The sequence below is a fragment of the Veillonella sp. T11011-6 genome (assembly GCF_002959755.1).
Lineage (GTDB): Bacteria > Bacillota > Negativicutes > Veillonellales > Veillonellaceae > Veillonella.
The window spans coordinates 573976-590721 of record NZ_PPCW01000001.1; the positions used below are offsets into that span (position 1 = coordinate 573976).

At 37.7% G+C, this 16746-nt stretch carries 16 protein-coding genes; 2 read left to right on the forward strand and 14 right to left on the reverse strand.

Annotation, left to right across the window (positions count from 1 at the left end; translation table 11 throughout):
- Nucleotides 1-259: 259 nt before the first annotated feature.
- From trxA to VRHSUH10_RS02755, 12 genes are all read right to left on the reverse strand, one after another.
- Nucleotides 260-580, reverse strand: coding sequence for a thioredoxin (gene trxA / locus VRHSUH10_RS02700; RefSeq protein WP_005386226.1), 321 nt, complete (start codon nt 578-580; stop codon nt 260-262).
- Nucleotides 581-589: 9 nt separating this feature from the next.
- A complete protein-coding gene (locus VRHSUH10_RS02705; RefSeq protein WP_105089342.1) occupies nt 590-964 on the reverse strand; it encodes a CoA-binding protein in 375 nt (124 codons plus the stop codon).
- A 128-nt stretch (nt 965-1092) separates the two neighbouring features.
- On the reverse strand, nt 1093-2058 hold the full coding sequence (gene gluQRS / locus VRHSUH10_RS02710; protein WP_105089343.1) for a tRNA glutamyl-Q(34) synthetase GluQRS: 966 nt from the start codon (nt 2056-2058) through the stop codon (nt 1093-1095).
- Between the two features lie 116 nt (nt 2059-2174).
- Nucleotides 2175-5084 carry an insulinase family protein gene (locus tag VRHSUH10_RS02715; protein ID WP_105089344.1) on the reverse strand — a complete coding sequence of 970 codons (2910 nt, stop codon included), beginning with the start codon at nt 5082-5084 and terminating at the stop codon, nt 2175-2177.
- Nucleotides 5085-5224: 140 nt separating this feature from the next.
- Nucleotides 5225-5542, reverse strand: coding sequence for a hypothetical protein (locus VRHSUH10_RS02720; RefSeq protein WP_105089345.1), 318 nt, complete (start codon nt 5540-5542; stop codon nt 5225-5227).
- 7 nt (nt 5543-5549) lie between these two features.
- Nucleotides 5550-6779, reverse strand: coding sequence for an aspartate kinase (locus VRHSUH10_RS02725; RefSeq protein ID WP_105089346.1), 1230 nt, complete (start codon nt 6777-6779; stop codon nt 5550-5552).
- Between the two features lie 221 nt (nt 6780-7000).
- Nucleotides 7001-7390 carry a class II SORL domain-containing protein gene (locus VRHSUH10_RS02730; protein ID WP_005386220.1) on the reverse strand — a complete coding sequence of 130 codons (390 nt, stop codon included), beginning with the start codon at nt 7388-7390 and terminating at the stop codon, nt 7001-7003.
- Nucleotides 7391-7538: 148 nt separating this feature from the next.
- Nucleotides 7539-8081: a cob(I)yrinic acid a,c-diamide adenosyltransferase gene (gene cobO, locus VRHSUH10_RS02735; RefSeq protein ID WP_105089347.1), complete on the reverse strand. Its 543-nt coding sequence runs from the start codon at nt 8079-8081 to the stop codon at nt 7539-7541.
- Between the two features lie 2 nt (nt 8082-8083).
- Complete coding sequence (locus VRHSUH10_RS02740; RefSeq protein ID WP_105089348.1) at nt 8084-9463, reverse strand: cobyrinate a,c-diamide synthase; 1380 nt, start codon at nt 9461-9463, stop codon at nt 8084-8086.
- Between the two features lie 29 nt (nt 9464-9492).
- Nucleotides 9493-10200 carry a precorrin-2 C(20)-methyltransferase gene (cobI, locus tag VRHSUH10_RS02745; protein ID WP_105089349.1) on the reverse strand — a complete coding sequence of 236 codons (708 nt, stop codon included), beginning with the start codon at nt 10198-10200 and terminating at the stop codon, nt 9493-9495.
- Nucleotides 10201-10286: 86 nt separating this feature from the next.
- Entirely contained in the window at nt 10287-11141 is an 855-nt protein-coding gene (locus VRHSUH10_RS02750; RefSeq protein WP_105089350.1) for a sirohydrochlorin cobaltochelatase, read from the reverse strand.
- 207 nt (nt 11142-11348) lie between these two features.
- A complete protein-coding gene (locus VRHSUH10_RS02755) occupies nt 11349-12230 on the reverse strand; it encodes a sirohydrochlorin cobaltochelatase (RefSeq protein ID WP_105089351.1) in 882 nt (293 codons plus the stop codon).
- A gap of 437 nt (nt 12231-12667) precedes the next feature.
- On the opposite strand from VRHSUH10_RS02755, the gene VRHSUH10_RS02760 reads away from it, so the two are divergent.
- Both VRHSUH10_RS02760 and VRHSUH10_RS02765 read left to right on the forward strand, forming a co-directional pair.
- The gene (locus VRHSUH10_RS02760) at nt 12668-13657 is read left to right on the forward strand and encodes a sirohydrochlorin cobaltochelatase (RefSeq protein ID WP_105089352.1); all 990 of its coding nucleotides are present in this window, start codon (nt 12668-12670) and stop codon (nt 13655-13657) included.
- A gap of 51 nt (nt 13658-13708) precedes the next feature.
- On the forward strand, nt 13709-14650 hold the full coding sequence (locus VRHSUH10_RS02765; RefSeq protein ID WP_105089353.1) for an ABC transporter substrate-binding protein: 942 nt from the start codon (nt 13709-13711) through the stop codon (nt 14648-14650).
- A 123-nt stretch (nt 14651-14773) separates the two neighbouring features.
- Here VRHSUH10_RS02765 and VRHSUH10_RS02770 read toward each other — a convergent pair whose 3' ends face one another.
- Nucleotides 14774-15556 (reverse strand): ABC transporter ATP-binding protein, encoded by a 783-nt coding sequence (locus VRHSUH10_RS02770; RefSeq protein ID WP_105089354.1) that lies wholly within the window; start codon nt 15554-15556, stop codon nt 14774-14776.
- The gene (locus tag VRHSUH10_RS02775) at nt 15556-16551 is read right to left on the reverse strand and encodes an iron ABC transporter permease (protein ID WP_105089355.1); all 996 of its coding nucleotides are present in this window, start codon (nt 16549-16551) and stop codon (nt 15556-15558) included. The genes VRHSUH10_RS02770 and VRHSUH10_RS02775 overlap by 1 nt, the downstream gene beginning before the upstream one ends.
- Between the last annotated feature and the right edge of the window lie 195 nt (nt 16552-16746).

Genomic DNA, 16746 nt, shown 5'->3' on the forward strand with positions numbered 1-16746 from the left:
AACTTCCATAAAAAAATTAATAAGTTAAACTAATGTTTCATTTTTTCCTCATTTAAAAATACCTGAAAATCCGCTTGAATACTAAGTTATTAATAATATTGAATTATGTAAAATGAAATTTTATATTTTAATCTAATTTTATATTTATACGATACTTTTTATTTGCTTCTATAGAAAATATGAAAAAAACCTCATCAATGTATTTCACATACATTGATGAGGTCTTTTTTACTCTATCTATATAGATTTATTCAGATTATTAGAATTTAGATTCAATAGCACCTTGAAGATCGCCTTTTGGCAAGAAGCCAATTTTACGATCTACTACTTCGCCATCTTTTAAGATAACAAATGTAGGCAATACTTCAACTTGTAAATTACGTGCTAATTCTGGTTCTTCATCAGCATTTACTTTTACAAAGTTAGCTTTACCTTCAAGCTCACCTGCAATTTCTTCGATGATTGGCATCATACGTACGCAATAACCGCACCATGGAGCCCAGAAATCAATAACAGTTACGCCACCTTGATTTACTAAATCTTGATATTCAGCAGTTTTTAATTCTTTTAATTCGCTCATTATACCCTCCTACGGTAATTGAACTAATACACAATCTTGAATGACATGCAAGTTTAAAGCATGTGCTTTTTCAACAACAGATGGTTTATCCGCTCCTGGTTGTAACCACACAGTTGAAATGCCAAGTTCTTTGCATTCATCAAGTGCAGCTAAACCCGCTGATTCTGGTACAACAAAATCCACAACAGCTGGTACAACAGGAAGTGCAGAAAGACTAGAGTAACATTTGTCTCCATCTACTTCTGCAACATTAGGATTAACTGGATATACTTCATATCCGTGATCTTTAAAACATTTATAAATCTTATAGCCGAACTTTTCGGTTTTATCAGTGGCTCCAATAACGGCCCACACCTTTTGATCTAAAGCTTGTTGAATTGTCATTTCAACCACCTCTTATATACTATTATAAATAAATATCGAATTTTGTCAATGTAATGTATCGAATTTTATAGTTAAAGAATTATACGCTTTTAGCAAACATTTTAGAACTAAAATCAATGTATCTATTATCATTTAATGACGATTGTTTTTTGTCTCAAACTAGGAACCGATAGGTCTAAATGAATTAAATCAGAAAGGCTTATTTGTGGATGACTATACTTAGCACCATTTATAAGTCCCCCTGCAACAGCTAACTCCCCTAAAATTCTAGATGCTGACCATTGCTGTTCTCGTAATTCGCGGATTGTAATACTCTTTTGACGTTTAGAAAGTCTATGACCATCTGTATCTACCAAAAGTGGGGCATGACCATACTTGGGAACCACTATATTCTTATGGGGATAACATTGTTGTAATGTGTTATACAAATATAATTGCTGTCCCGTTGTATCGAGTAAATCATCGCCTCGAATCACTTCAGTTATTCCCATAGCTATATCATCTAATACGACTGCCAAATTGTATGCGTACATACCATCACCACGACGTAATACATAATCATCTAGTTCACCTTCCAAATGAATATGTTGCTTTCCTTGCCATCGATCATCAAACTCAAGATCACAAGAATCTATAGCAAGGCGCAAGGATGGTTCTTTACTATTACATAACTCTTGCATTTCAAAATCACATAAATGTCGACATTTTCCATCATAACGATGCACCACTTCGCCTAAATGAGGTGCAGAAGCTATAGATTGTAGTCGCGCTCTATTACAAAAGCAAGGGTAAATTAGTTTTTCTAATGCGAGATATTCTAATATGTCTGCATAATATGTTTGTCTTTCACTTTGCCAATAGGATACTTCTGGTCCACCTACACGAGGTCCTTCATCCCATTCAAAGCCAAGCCATTCTAAATCATCTAGTAAAGCTTCCCCTAGTTCTCGTTTTGACCGTTGTAGGTCTATATCCTCCATACGTACAACATACATTCCTTTTTGTTGGCGTGTGGAGATATATGATAAAAGTGCTATCCACACGTTACCGAGATGAATATATCCGGTTGGACTAGGCGCAAATCTACCTTTCATTAGAACTCTCCTATAGTAGAAAACAAGTGGCATATCCATTATGAATATGCCACTTATACATCCAAAGATATGTCAAAGTAATACTAAAGCAATATCATGTATTGATATAAACTTATTTATCCTAAAGACACAATGTTATCAAACACATTACCAGCATCTTTAATTTTTTGTTCGTTACCCATTGTGCAAATATGATTATCATTCAATACAGGTTCTACCACATCTGCTAATGCAACAATATCTTCTGGCTTACATGCGATTACTTGTTTACGGAACTCTACTTTGTCCTCTAATTTAGCACCGCTGAAGTACATACCCATTGCACGTGGTCCACGCAATGCAGGTGTCATTGGCAAGTCTAAAGAACTCATAGTACCAATGATATATTTACGCATTTCACGATCAGTTAATGTGAAGTCACGAAGGTATTGAGGCAACTCTTTATATACATCTAGAGTTTCCAACAAGTTAGGATCGCGATAACTGCAGAAAATCATATTGCCATCATCATAGAAATTAGCAAATGCTCCGTAAGCACCACCTTGTACACGAATACGAATCCAAAGGTATTCATAACGTAAAATCGTTTCTAACACGCTCATTGGACCAACATGTTTGAAACCATGATCGATGAAGTTACCACCTTGAGCTACATATTGAACTTTACCAGCTGTAACGATACCATCGTTGCCAGATAGACGAGAGATTTGTAATGCATCATCACTCAATTCTGTAGCATCCCAAGTTTCAACGAAAGGTTCCATAAGGTTTTCAAAGGCGTCTAATTCGCCTTCTTCACCAACAAACATAATATCTACATTGTTAGCGCGGAAAATTTTACGAGCTACTTCAGCTAATTTTTCTGGTAAAAGTGGCAATGCTGCAGGATTAGATGCTAGTTCACTAATTTTTTGATAATATCCTAAATTACCATTATCTCTAAACTTACCAACAGCAGATACTTGAGCCATAACGCGTTGACTCACGATGGAATTACCACGACGGAATGCTTCATTATCCCAAATGGCTTTGCTTTCTTGAACAAGTTCAGTCAAACGTTGATCATCGCTATAATCTGCTTTTTGAACGACTTCATTAATCAAGCGACATAAATCAGGTAATTTAGAATGCAATGCTTTCGCACGCACAATCATAAGAGGAGTAAATTCATCACGCTTACCATCTTTGCTGATGGCCGTAATATCAGAACTCAATCCACCTAAATTCATATTGATATCTTTAGCCAGAGCTTCATAGCCGCGTTCAGATGTATCAATACGACCGAGGATATCACTTAAAATATCAGCGTAGAATAGTTCTTCCTCAGTGAGGCAGTTCAATTTAAAGTACAATCCTACATAATTGATACCTTTTGTAAAAGTAGGTACAAAATGAACTATAGTATTGCCAATTTTACTTTCACGGCGTTCTACGGCTTCAATATTAGGGTTTAAATCAGATAACTCGAGCAAAGGAATAGATGCTAGCGCTTCATCACTATCTGGAGTTTCTTGACGAATTTTAAGGCGTTTTGTTTGCTCTACAATTGCTTCGATTTCTTCAGGTGTCATATTAGCTTTTACAGTGGCTAAATGCTCTTTAACCTCTGCATCTTTACGTTCTTGAAGACCACGTTCAGGATAAATAGATACAAGAACTTTATGGTTATTATTCAAGATGGAATGACGAATCAAATCTTCGAAGTATGTACCTGCTAAGCCCTTGCGAATATTCGCTAATGCCTCTTCATAATGTAATAGTTCCAATGGATCATTATCGTATAGCCAATTATCCATCATACGAATAATATAGGCTAAACCGATAGGACGACCACCAAAATCACTTTCACGAAGAGCAAATTCAATGCTATTTAAAGAAGCCTCTAATAACTCTTTATCTAGGCCCTTATCACATAACTCTTGTAATGTGGACTCTACAATACGTTGCAAGTCAGCTTGTTTATCTAGATTAGAACCTGTAGCTTGCACTGTCCACATAGGTTGACGAATGCTATCTAAGTAATAGCCACTAATATCAGAACCGATACCAGCTTTCACCAACGCCTGTTTAAGAGGCGCTGCAGGAGATGTCAACAAAGCATGTGTTAATACTTCAAAGGCTAAGCTATGTTCAGGTGTTACATCAGGCAATACATACGCAAAGGAATGCAATGTACGATTATCTGTTGACTCCTCAGAACCTACGCTATATGGATAGCTCACTACTTTACCTTCTGTAAATGGAGCTTGTAGAGCTACCTCCGTATGAACGTCGATAGCATCAAAATGACTTAAGTACTCATCATTTAAGAATGCTAATTGCTCTTCAATATTCATATCACCATACAAGAAGATATAACTATTGGATGGATGATAGTGAACACGGTAGAACTCTTGGAATTCTTCATATGTTAAATCTGTAATATAATCAGGATCCCCACCAGAGTCAACGCCATAAGTAGTATCTGGGAAAAGCTCGCGCATCATTTGGCGTTCCAAGACAGAATCAGGAGATGAATAAACACCTTTCATCTCATTAAATACAACGCCTTTGTAAGTGAGTTCATCATCTGCATTTTCTAGCTCATAATGCCAACCTTCTTGCATTACGATTTCTGCATCTTCACGAACACGTGGGTAGAATACTGCATCAAGATATACGTCCATCAAATTATGGAAATCTTTATCGTTCTTGCTGGCTACAGGATACATTGTTTTATCCGGATATGTCATAGCATTCAGGAACGTGTTTAAAGAACCTTTTACCAATTCAACAAAGGGCTCTTTTAATGGGAATTTGCGAGAACCACATAGAACAGAATGCTCCATAATATGTGCCACACCGGTACTATTGTGAGGTGTTGTTCTAAACGCAATATTGAATACTTTATTAGAATCTGGTGAATCAATATAAATTAAACGAGCACCAGATTTTTCATGCTTCATTTCATAAGCGGTACCATTGATCTCATCAATGCGCTCAATGCGGTCAAGGCGAAAGCCAGAATAAACCTTATTTATTTCCATGCTGTCCCTTCTTTCTATATAAATATAATTAATTTCTTCCTAACAATTCATTATAACACATCGACAACTCTATATATAGATGTTAAGAATAATTATCGAAACACAAAACCCCATAGGCATTACCGCCTATGGGGTTCATTTTATTTATTATGTTGCATTTGCCACTTTTGATTGCGGCGCAAGGTTAATAAGCCTTCTAACACTGCTTGAAATTGTATAAAACTCAACGTATACGGTGGGTACATATCAGGTACCACCTTATAAGAAATAGTAACTTCGGCCTTATCATAATCGTAGAAAATGCCATGTAAATTACTTACCGTAGTATAACCAGTTTGAGCTTGCTCCAATGTTGGAATAGGCTGATTTTTTAGATTTCCTAGTAGATCGCTAATGAAACCTTCCTTACGACCTTGGTCATTGAGCATTTCATCCATAAAACTACGTAGACTATCCATAAATAGATTAACCTCTTTGATCTAACAATAAGCCATTGTGGATTACACGAACAGCATCTTTAACGCGATCTTCAGTAACAAGGCAAGAAATACTAATTTCAGAAGTAGAAATGATTTCAATATTGATGCCTTCTTGGCTCAAAATATCAAACATTTGAGCTGCCACGCCTGGTTGACCTAACATACCTGCACCAATGATAGATACTTTTGCCATTCTTTCGTCAATATTTACAGCTTCAATATCAACAGTTTTTTGTAATTCTGCTAATACTTCACGAGCTAGTACAACATCATCCATAGCTACAGTGAAGATGAGATCAGTTTTAGGTTCACCTACGGCGCGGATAGATTGAACAATCATATCAACATCCACGTTTTTTGCAGCCAATGCTTTGAACACAGTTGCTGCAACACCTGGTTTATTTTCAACGCCTACAAGGGCTACTTTTGCTGTATTAGTATCATCAGCTACGCCAGTAATTACGTGTTTATTTGCTTCCACAGTATAATCCTCCCGAATAATAGTACCTGTATTGTCACTAAATGTTGAACGTACGTGAATAGGTACACCATAACGGAAACCCATTTCTACGGCGCGAGGTTGCATTACACCTGCACCAAGACGTGCCATCTCAAGCATTTCGCCATATGTTACTTCTTCTAATTTAAAAGCCTCTTTTGCAACACGAGGGTCTGTAGAGTAAACGCCTTCAACATCTGTGAATATTTCACAAACATCAGCTTTCATAGCGCCTGCCAATGCAACAGCAGTTGTATCAGAACCACCGCGACCTAAAGTAACCATATCACCATATTCAGTAATACCTTGGAAACCTGCAACTACTACGATATTGCCTTCATCCAAAGCTTCAAATACGCGATTTGGATCAACGCCTAAAATACGGCCTTTATTGAATGTATCACTACTTGTAATACCTGCTTGGTCACCTGTTAAGGACATAGCTTTATGACCACGTTCGTTGAAAGCCATCGCCATTAATGCAATCGTTACTTGCTCACCTGTAGATAACAAGCGGTCCATTTCACGACCATAAGGCTTAGATGTTACTTCTTTAGCCAATGCTACCAAGTCATCTGTTGTATCACCCATAGCGGATACAACGATAACGACTTTATCGTCTTCTTTCTTCTCACGAAGGACGCGATCAACAATATTAAATATTTTTTCTGGTGTAGCTACGGAACTACCACCAAATTTTTTAACGATTAAGGCCACAATAATCCCTCATTTAACTTATTCTACTAAAAATCAATATGCATATACTTTACCACAAACAAATAGCACTGTAAAGGGATATAAGGCATTTTATCCACCATATAAAAACAAAACTCTTTTGAGTGCGGACAGATTTTTCTCTAAAATAATTATGTTATTATTAAAAATTACATACAAAAAGACCAGCCCTAAGGCTGGTCTTTATTAGTTGATTAAGTTAATTAAGCAACTGTGATTTCTTTTTCGGATTCCCACAAACCGTGGATGTTGCAGTAGGATACAGCAATCAATTTACCAGATTTGTTCAAGGAAACTGCCAAAGAACCTTCAGAAATTGCGTGTACAGGGCCTTCGTTTGCAGTTGCGCCGTCACCATGTACGTTGAAGGAAATTTCACCAACTTCGAATGGCAATTGAGTACCTTCAGCTACGAAGTACAATTTGATCCATTCAATGTGATGTTCTACAGTGTTAGGATGTGCGATGTCTTTACCAACGGACAATGTTACGTGGAAAGTTTCACCTGCTTTTACAGTGTCAACAGTTTCGATAACAGGAACGTGTTTTTCAGTAGCGAAATCGCCGGATTTAATGTAATCATGTACAGCCATAGTTAACCTCCTGGTTAGTCTTATATACATACTTAATGTCGAGAATATTTAGCACCTTGTGCTTATGACTATATTATACATTTTCGATATAGTTTTAGCAAGAACTTTTTCGAAAATTTTAGATTTAATTATTCCTATATCATCTAAACTAAAACTCAATCCCCTTAGCAGCTTTAATGCCTTTCTCATAGGCGTGCTTTACTACCTTCATTTCTGTTACCGTATCGGCAACGTCAATGATTTCAGGTTTTGCATAACGGCCTGTTAAAATAACGTGTAAGCGCTCAGGTTTATGTTTAAGCATATCTACTACAGAATTCACATCAATAAGCTCATAATTAATGGCATTATTGATTTCATCCATAATGATGAGGTCCCATCGATCTGAATTTACTTCTTCCACTAATGTGTGCCAAGCCTTTTGAGCTGCCTCTTTGTGACGTGCCAATTCAGCCTCGCCTACTTCATCTCGTTTATAGTAAATGAATCCCTTACCCATGGAACGAATTTCTACTTGGTCCCCTAATTTAGCAAGACCTGCTAGTTCGCCATAGCCATTACCACTTTTGATAAATTGTAAGATTAAAACCTTAAGACCTTGGCCAACAGCGCGTAATGCAACACCTAAGGCTGCTGTTGTTTTACCTTTACCATTGCCGGTATTAACTAAAATTAAGCCTCGTTCACTCATAATTAGCTCCTTTTAGCTTTATACTTAGCACATATATCAATGAAATGTTGTGCTCCTTCATCAGAACCAGCAAAGTTCAAATGTAAATACGATGCTAATACATTATCAGTAGCATAGCCACCATCATAGGATTGAGGTTTACGGCCACCTTCTAAGTGGAATGCCCATGGGAAGTTCTCTACAGTCGGCTCCATAGTAGAGAAATGGAACTCATGACCACGAAGAGATGTATCAGCAGTGCCTAACAAGGTATCTCGCTTAGCTGTAGCCGTAACATACCCTACTTTTTGCAGCTTTTGTTGCATAATGCAATTAGCCGGTACAATACCTACCGTATCGTATACGGTACCCTCAAAGTCGTGGATGCTTTCACATAAATACATAAGGCCACCACATTCAGCATAAATAGGCAGTCCTTTTTCGTTGGCTTGACGGATAGACTCTTTCATTGACTCGTTACTAGAAAGTTGGAACAAGAACATTTCAGGGAAGCCACCGCCAAATACTAGGCCGTCTACATCAGGAACTTCAAAGTCATTAAGAGGGCTAAAGTATACGATTTCTGCACCTTTTTCCTCTAGGGCGGCTAAACTTGCTGGATAGTAGAAGGAGAACGCCTCATCATAGGCTACACCAATTTTAACTCGTTTTTCTACGGATTTAGGATCTACGGCATCTGGTAATTCAATACTTGGCGCACTAGATGCAATGTCCAACAATTGACCTAGATTTACCATTTTCTCAACAACTTCGCGAATCGTGTTGATTGCCTCTGTTGGATCAATCTCAGTAACAGGTGTGAGTCCTAAATGGCGCTCTGGAGAGTGCATACGATCATCGCGATAAATAGCACCAATAACAGGTACACCTATTTTATCCATACCTTCACGAACCATGCGCTCGTGGTTGGCAGAACCTAAGCGGTTCAAGATAACGCCGCCAAAGTTTACCTCTGGATCATAATCACGGAATCCTTTAGCAATAGCTGCCGCACTTTCACCCATGGCCTTGCAATCGATAACAAGCACCACCGGTGCATTCAATTGCTTAGCAATTTGAGCTGTGGAGCTAACGCCTTCTCGACCCCCATCATAAAGGCCCATAACACCTTCAATAATAGCAAGGTCTACGCCATGCGCCATAGTAGCAAAGAAAGGATTTAATTTGTGAGGTGGCACGAGCCACGTATCTAAATTATAGCTGTCACGGCCGGATGCAATTTTATGAAAGCCCGGATCAATATAATCCGGGCCCACTTTAAAGGATTGCACCGTACGTCCACCATTTGCATAAGCAGCCAATAAGCCCGCTACGATAGTTGTTTTACCTACACCAGAGTTAGTGCCAGCAATGACAACACGTGGAATATGTACTGTGTTCATAAATATTACCTCGTAATACGACGTGTTTGTTAACGGTCCTTACGTTTTGCAAGGATTGTAGACAAGTAGTTGAGTTTAGTATCTTTTGGCATATTATCAAGGCCTACGAATACTTGCTCATCTGGCAAACCTACACGGCTAATCATAACCGCATCATCTGCCATATTGTGTTTAATCAATGTTTCTTGTACTTCATCAAAGTTTTTGTACACTTTCATGATTACTGCATCATCAGCTACGGCTAATACAGCATCAATTTTTTCTTTAGGTGCTGTAGCAGGAACGATAGCTAATACTTCTTCCTTCTCTACGATTGGATAACCAAGGTGGGAACCAATAGCACAGAAAGCAGTAATGCCAGGAATTGTTTCAATTTCATGGCCTGTATTTTCAATCAAGCGATATACATACATGTATGTGCTGTAGAACATAGGATCACCCAATGTTAAGAAGACAACGCTTTTACCTTGATCTAAGTAGGATAAGATAATGCGTTTTGCTTCTTGCCACCCTTCCTCTTGTGTAGCATCATCCAATACCATTGGGAATACTACAGGAACGATTTCTGTATGTTCTTGAATATATGGGGATGCAATATTAAGTGCTACAGAACCATCTTTCTTTTCTGTTTTAGGTGTGATGATAATATCTGCTTCACCTACGATGCGAGCAGCTTTCACAGTCATTAATTCAGAATCGCCAGGGCCTACGCCAATGCCATATAATTTACCTTTCATGGGGTTCTCCTATTCTTATAGTTACATTCTATTTATAAATTTCATTTCTTTTATTATAACTAATTTATGCAAGATATACAAAACTACTATTTAATATTTGGAATTGTTGGACGATGTGAACTACGTTTGCCATACAAATCATCAATACAATCTTGCACATGTTGGCGGAAGATATCTTGTATTGCTTCATATTCACCAAGTGCGCTATGGATTGGTTTAACTTCATAGCCATAATCGGCAAGTTCATTAATAACGCTATCTTCTTCATCACCAAAGAGATCGTTTTGTGCATGATCTCCAAGAACTAATAATAATGGGTGCACATAAATTGTGTTTGGCCGTTTACCATCGAGCCATTCCCATGGCATAGCTACGTCAGCCACATAAGGAGCATTCTCTAAAACAGCGATACGTACATTTGTAAGGCCATCACGAATTAGTTTAAATTGTAGGTTGCCATATGATGAATTACCAGAACCGAGGCCACCATGACCAACCAATAGTAACCCGTCTTCTTTAGAAATGTTAAGCGATTTAATGAATCGGTCAATCAAAATTTGGTAATCATCTGGATGTTCCTCTTGGCCAATATAATACACGAGAGGTCTACCTACGCGCAATACTTCTAGCTGTCCTTCCCCTTCATGAGCAAGGATATTATTTTTCAATTTATCAAACTCTTCACCGCCAGTGAAGTGAAGTGGTTGTACATAAATATGTGTATACCCGTCTTGGATAAGTTTTTCTAACGCCCCTTGTTCAGTAGGCACCTCAATACCGCGTTCACGTAAACGTTTAACGATAATACGAGAAGAAAATGCTAATTCCACAGTATAATCTGGATAGGATTTACGGATATGCTCCACAACGGAATCAATATTATGTTCACGAGCACTGTCAACAGTGGACCCAAAAGCAACAACTAAAATAGCTTGTTTCATGGAAGTCTCCTTATCTAATTAATAATGTATCTTAATCATACCATAGACGACACATTAGGGGCATACCATAGGACGTATAAAATGGATATTATAAATATTTTTCATAGTAAAAGTAAAAATCCTCCTCATTGGATTTCCAACAAGGAGGACTTTTACGTATATAAAGGAGTGTGGAGAGATGTATGTCTAATTATGTAAGAGATCAATCTAAGAAATCATACCTTGTGCTTCCATACGAGAGTTTGTCATAACAGGTTTTACAGATTCACGAGGCATGGGACGCTTCCGATCAGACATGCGGATAGCTTGGCCTAAATGTTTCAAGAATAAATCTTGTACATAAGGGTTTTCACCAAGACCTTCATTCCAAATATCTACATTGTACCCTTCTTCAGCGAGCAATGCATAAATGGAGTCAGAGCGTTCACCGCCAAGGTAGTCCATTAAATGTGTAGAACCAATAAGAGCTAATGGTACTACTAACAAGTCTTTATGACCCATACGATCTAATAATGTAAGTGCTTGTTTAAACGTAGGGAATCCATTTGTAGTAAATACTACTACATTTGGTGCTGCACCGTACATAGCTTTTAATTGTAATGTACTGAACTCTAATTGATTTTGACCATTTGCCATGAGCACTACAGATTTATTAAGTGCTTTTGTATTAACATGACGCACAATGCTTTCCAATGTTGCTTCATAATCGTCAGCATAGTTTTTTACACCTAATGATGTAAGTAACGGTTTACCAATATTTACTTGATTAAAACCATATTCATTGCTATGTAAAAACTTCAATGCTTGTTTACGCATTTGTTGGTAACACTGATCTGCTACCAATGTTACGGGTTGAATGTATACCTCATCGATGCCAAGACGAGCAAAATCTTGCATAGCTTCTGTGAAAGAAGAAATCTTTTCATCATATTTCTCATTCCACTTTTCCACTAATGCATCAGATAAGAATACACGGCGTACCTCCATATCGCTATACATGGAACGTACTTTTTTCTCTATACTGCCGATGGATTTCTCCACAGCATCTTGATAAATTGATCCAAAGGATGCAATAATTATGCCTTTCATATGTGACCTCCATATCGCTCATACATGATACAATCTTCATAACTGAAAATTATTATCAACTACTATGTAATAATAGTACAAGATTCACGAATATAAGTCAATGAGAAAAAATATCAAAATATCCCTAGAAAGGAAAATAAAATTACTCATATATTCACACATTCATATCCTTATAACCAAAAAGAATATATTTATAAAAGCTAATACTATACTATATTCATCACATTAATTTCTTAAAAAGCCCTTATTTTTCCTATACTTCTAGGGGTATGGGGTTTATTGACACCCCTATGTCCCTTTGTTACGATTGGCTTAAGGTTATATATATGCAATACATCTATAGTGGTCTATAAACCTATAACGATTTATATAAAATTATCTATACTACTAAGATCATTGCATAGATTTGTAGTTAAGTTATGGATAGGAGTTTTAAAATGAAAAAACAATTAGCATTAGCATCCGCTATTCTAGGTCTTTTAGTGTCCTTTGGTACATCTACTGTATCTAACGCTGCTTATCAATTAAATGAAGAAGTAAAAGATCCTACACCAGCATTGAAAGAAGCTGCTGCGATTGGTGTACGCACACACAATACAGAAGCTTTACAAAACTTGCCAAACAAAGATGCTATGGTTGTTATGAGCTTTGGTACAACTTATAAAGATACTCGTGCAAAAACAATCGACGCAACTGTAGATGCTATTAAAGCAGCTCATCCAAACACAAAAGTAGTTACAGCTTTCACAAGCCATATCATTCGTGATCGTATCCAACAAAAAGAAGGTATTACTTACCCAACTCCTGAAGAAGCTTTGGCTGAACTCAAAAAAGACGGTTACACTCGCGTTGCATTAGCATCCCTTGATGTAATCCCTGGTATGGAATACAACTACGATGCAGCAGTATATAATTTGTACAAAGATAATTTCAAAAAAATGACACTTGGTACATCTCTTATGTACTGGATGGGTCAAGAAAACCAAACTGACCAAGTTATTGAAACATTAAAAGCTGTTCAATCTCAATTCCCTAAATTAGGCAAAGAAGACGCTCTTCTTATCATGGCTCATGGTACTCCAGATCCTTCCAATGCTTACTATTCTGTAATTCAAGACCGTATCCATACTCTTGGTATGAAAAATGTATTTATCTACACAGTAGAAGGTACTCCAAATCTTGAACAAGTTATCCCACAATTAAAATTACATGGTATTAAACATGTTACATTGATGCCATTCATGATGGTTGCTGGCGACCATGCAAACAACGACATGGCTGGTGCGGAACCAGATTCCCATAAATCCATCCTTGAAAAAGAAGGCTTCAAAGTAGATACTTACCTTCATGGTTTAGGTGAAAACCCTAACATCCGTAATTTATTCGTTGAACGTGCTAACGAATCTTGGGACGCATTACAAAAATAATCATTCAACAATTTAACTAGTATCGTTATATAACGTACATAGGAGTACATCATGAAAAAACTACTACTCTGTAGTCTTGCTTTGGTCATGATCGTACTAGCAATAGCTGGGTGTGGTAAATCCACATCCAGCTCTTCTGCTACTACGAAGGAACTTACCTTTAATGGTGAAACCTACACTGTACCAAAGGATCCACAACGCATCGCTGTTCTTTCAAATTCTGTATTGTCCATGCTATACGCAGTGGATGGCAAAGCCGTTTCTCGTGCTAGCACAACAGATAAATTAGCACCAGAATTAGAATCATTACCTGCATTAGGTCAAACGGCTAATATCAACATGGAACAATTATTAGGTTTAAAACCAGACGTAGTATTGGGTCTACAAAACCAACATAAAAAATACGAATCCCAATTACAATCTAACAATATTCCAGCCGTACTTTTTAATTACGATGGCATCAAGGATAATGTACCAATGCTAACATTCCTTGGGGAATTAACCAACCACCAAGATAAGGCTAAATCTGTTATTGCTACCTATGAAAGCAACATTCAAAAGGTAAAGGATGCCATTAAAAACCAACAACCTGCGCGTGTTGCCGTATTACGTGCTACGGGTAAAGGCGTGACTGCCGAAACTGACGAAGCAGTAACTGCATCTATGGTCAAAGAATTGGGTATGACAAATGTTGTAACATCTCACCTAGATGGTACAACTAAGGATAAAACGGTACCGTATTCTCTTGAAACATTAACCGCTGATAACCCTGATATTATCTTCATCGTTACCATGGGTAAAGAAGAAGAAATTACAAAGGCTATGAAACAAGCCATGACAGATAATCCTGCATGGGCAAATCTTAAGGCAGTACAAAACAATCGTGTTATTTACTTACCATCTAAACTATTCCTACTTAACCCAGGACTACAAACACCTGAGGCTATGGCACGTTTAGTGAAAGAAGCTTATGGCATTAATGTTACATTCTAATATATTACATTATGCAAAAAAGGGCATTCCCCAATGGGGAGTGCCCTTTTTCCTACTATTGGTTTAAATTCTTATGGGTTTAAACTATTTAACTAAACTATTTAACTAAACTATTTAACTAAACTATTTAACTAAACCTTTTACCCGCACATATTGCTTATCATCGAATGTATCAATCTGCACATCTACAGAGAATACCTGTTGAAATAGATGATCTGAAATAATTGATTTCGTCTCACCCGATGTCACTAAATGGCCATTTTTTATAACGGCCATATAATGTGAATATTGTACGGCTTGTGTCAATTCATGAAGTACCATCAGTACTGTTAACCCTTGCTCTTCATTTAATCGTTTTAGTAACTCCATGATTTCTAGTTGATGATTAATATCTAAGTACGTTGTTGGCTCATCTAACACTAGTAATTTAGGTTCCTGAGCCAGAGCCATAGCAATCCAAACGCGTTGTCGTTCACCACCCGATAAAGATGGTATTAATTGATAACGCAAATGGTCTGTTTTCGTAATGCCTAAGGCATAGTCAACGATTTCTCGGTCCTCTTTGGCCGTATTCTTCCACCAAGTTTGGTATGGATAGCGTCCACAATATACCAATTCTTCTACGGTCATATCCTTTGGCATATTAGGCACCTGTGGCAAAAATGCCATCTGCCTTGCCAATTCACTTTGTGAATAGGACTGTAATGGTTTTCCTAGAATTGTTACACATTCACGAGGACTATGGATATAGCCAATCATAGACCGTAACAATGTACTTTTACCACAACCATTAGGTCCTATTAAGGTCGTTATTTTACCAACAGGAACCGATACATTAATATCATGCAGAATCTGACGATCACCGAGAGTTACGGATAACTGTTTTACATCAATAGCCGTTTTCATTAGTTATCCCTCCTCAATAGATATAAGAAGAATGGTGCCCCAAAGAAGGCCATGATAATGCCAACCGGTACCTCGATTGGACTCCACATGACACGCCCTACCGTATCGCTAATAACGAGGACGAGTGCGCCTAATAATGCCGAGCCAGGTAGCAAATACGCATAATCATTGCCGATGATAAGTCGCAACATATGAGGTATAACAAGGCCTACGAAGCCAATCAAGCCCGCAATACTAACAGCGCCTGCCGCTAATAAAGCAGCAACGGCTGTCATAACAAACCGCGTTTGTTCAACCTTAAGACCTAGCCCCTTTGCTGTTTCATCACCTAAGCTTAAGATGGTCAAACGTTTGGCACCTAAGCAAGCAAAAATGAGACCTACTAACGCGTATGGGAACAAAACCTCTACCTGAGGCCAACTGCGTGCAGCCAGTCCCCCTACCATCCAAAGCAAAGCGCCTTGCACACGATCACCAAAGAATACAAGCAATGCAGAAATACCAGAGCCTAAAAAGGCAGCCACCGCAACACCGGCCAAGATGATACGGCTCGGGCGTACACCATTTTTCCATGCCAGAGCATATACCATGAGAGCGGCAGCCATAGCACCTAGAAAAGCCACTAAAGGTACTATATGGTCATAACCAGGAAAAAGAATAAATATGATAACCCCAGCAAGTCCAGCACCGGACGAAACGCCAACGATTTGAGGATCTGCTAAAGGATTCTTCATTACGGCCTGTAAAATGGCACCCGATACGGCTAAACAAGCACCAACTAGTGCAGCTACAATATTACGAGGCAACCGAATATTCCAAATAATTTGTGATGATGTATCTGTTAGCTCACTAGCCCACAATGTATGCCAAATCTCCGTTAATGACACCGGTGTAGACCCCCAAATAAGGGATATAATCATGCTAGCTACAACAGCAACTATTAAAAAAATAATAACTGATAATCGAAATAATTTTCGTTCATTAATAGATGCCATACGAACCCCCTCTCCAGATTTTCATATAACAAATACGTTATTTTGAAAATCCTAAATTTTTAGACTTAGTACTACCTATTATAGAGATACTACCAGTTAAAAATATTTATTTTTAACTGGTAGTATCTAAAAAAGATAATATTATAGGCCTAAACATTTACTTTTAACTGGTAGTATTAAAAATATACAGTAAAA